Genomic DNA, 2,143 nt, shown 5'->3' with positions numbered 1-2,143 from the left:
GAAACGTGGTCGTCAACGCCGGGGGCGATATCAGCGTCGGAACAATGGGCAATCTGACCGCACTGGCCGGAGAAAAACTGGGGCTCTTTGCCCGGATCGGACAACTGAGCGTCAAATCCGGAGAAGGACCAATAGATGTCCAGGCGCAAAACGCCAGCCTGCGGTTGTTCGCTGAGAAGAAGCTGACGCTGAGCTCGGCGAATGACATCTCCCTGGCCGGAAAAAAACGTATCACGCTGATCGGCGGCGGAAGCTATCTGCGGCTGGAGGCGGGAAAAATAGAATACGGTACGACAGCGTCGTATCTGCGTAAGGTGAAGCGGACTATGTTTGCTGGTGCACATTCAACAGCAATGTCATCAATATCAATGGCATTAGTTGAAGATTTAATCAGGAATGGATTCTTCGATGAACAATTCCGGATCTTGAATGATAGTGGTAAGCCTATGGCCAATGTGCCGTATTTTATCTCTAGCGAAAGTGGTGAAACATTTAAAGGGGTCACCGATAATCAAGGTCTGTGCAAACGCGTTTTTTCAAAGGAATCATCCAAACTTACCGTTTGGCTAGGTGTCCAAGCTTTGGAGAGATGGTAGATGACTGAGCATTCAACTTTAACTAATGAAATTCCACATTCAACGCACGACGTAACTAGTTTGTTAATGCCAGCTCGTGCGTTTTTCTTTATTATTGTCGACGAGCCTGGGAAAGATGGTTTTTTGGTAAGAAAAATATATGCTTCAAAATCTAACCCTTATTTGTCCCAAATGGATTTATCGCCACTAAGATTACTTTCAGAGACAGACCCAGAGCGGTATGGCTTACTTCCCAAAAGTTTTGATACAACAGTTAGTGTTGCTGAGCATGTGATGGGTAAAAACAAATCACCCTATATCTCTACAAGCTCTGTTTTTCCCGGCGGTTCTCCCAGATTTGATGGTAAGTCAATATATATTGACGTCGAGAAAGCATTAAAATCTGGAGCAGAGTTAGTTACGACTGATGAAATTTTGAAAGCACTTGATGAATACAAAGTTAAAAATCCACATTTGGTTAAACGTGTTGATAAGATTGCAGCATATGTAAGAGATGTTGATAAGGAAATTTTGATAAAGGGTGAGAAAATACCTGCGAAAGCCATTTTCACACCAGAATCTCTTAGCTTAGTAAAAGGGATGGCGAAAGCAGGTAGGGTAGTTCAGGTCGTAGGGATAGTTCTTACAGCGTATGATCTTGAACAAGCCACTGAAAAATCTATAAAGACCGGAAGTGTAAAACCTATCAGCGCTGAAGTTATACGACAAGCAGGGGGTTGGGGCGGATTCGTCGCGGGAGCTAAAATAGGAACCGTTGCTGGTGCGGCAGTGGGAGTGGAGACAGGTCCAGGTGCAGTTATTACAGGACTTATTGGTGGTATAATATTCGGCTGTGCTGGGTATTATGGTGCGGACTGGATTGCGGATTACATAGATGAAAATTAAATTTATTGATTTTTTCAGAAAAAAAAATGATCTCCAAGATATTTACTCAGCCTCAGGCTTTGAAGTCTTGGCAAAATCGATAAATACATACCCATTTTTTTTGTGTCTGAAAAGTAACAATGTATATGCATATTCATCAAGATTTATGGTTAAACCTGGCGATGTAGATAAAGTAGAAGAAATAATAGAGTCTTTTTTTCGGAAAAAAATTGAAAATGAAAAGGTATGTTTAATCAATAATGAGAAAATAGTACACTACTATAAGTTTAATGAACTTAGTCAAATAGTGCTTGATATAATCACTAATGATAATGATTTGATTAGAAAACTCTGCAATGAGCACTTTGAACCGCCAGCTCCTGATACTGTTTTTCCATATTCTGATTTTGAATCAGTGGGCAGTTTACAAGGACAGATAGGTCTGTGGTGGAACGTTTACTGGTCTCCTTTTTGGATATCTTTATCTGAAGAAGATAAAGCGAAATACTTAGAGCGTAATAACATATCTGGTGAATTGAGAGAATTTTTGATACTTCATAGTTAATATGTATTTACCGGGTTGTCGGCTCGTTTTGAAAACTTGAGTTAAAAAATTGGTTAGAATCTGACCTGGCACACCCTTGCCACCGGCACGGTCGCCACGCGGGATTATAACTACCGGA

3 protein-coding genes are annotated in these 2,143 nt (G+C 41.1%); all 3 read left to right on the top strand.

The window, feature by feature from the left end:
* Positions 1-596: DUF2345 domain-containing protein (locus tag QLG09_RS22290; protein ID WP_282489425.1), on the top strand; the 596-nt coding region annotated here is incomplete at its 5' end.
* The gene (locus tag QLG09_RS22285; RefSeq protein ID WP_079231191.1) at positions 597-1,481 is read left to right on the top strand and encodes a glycine zipper family protein; all 885 of its coding nucleotides are present in this window, start codon (positions 597-599) and stop codon (positions 1,479-1,481) included.
* Entirely contained in the window at positions 1,471-2,025 is a 555-nt protein-coding gene (locus tag QLG09_RS22280; protein WP_244047860.1) for a hypothetical protein, read from the top strand. Before QLG09_RS22285 ends, QLG09_RS22280 begins: the two co-directional genes overlap by 11 nt.
* Positions 2,026-2,143: the final 118 nt, after the last annotated feature.

It is taken from the genome of Enterobacter sp. V89_11 (assembly GCF_029967775.1).
Lineage (GTDB): Bacteria > Pseudomonadota > Gammaproteobacteria > Enterobacterales > Enterobacteriaceae > Enterobacter > Enterobacter ludwigii.
This window is presented reverse-complemented; position numbering and strand designations above follow the sequence as displayed.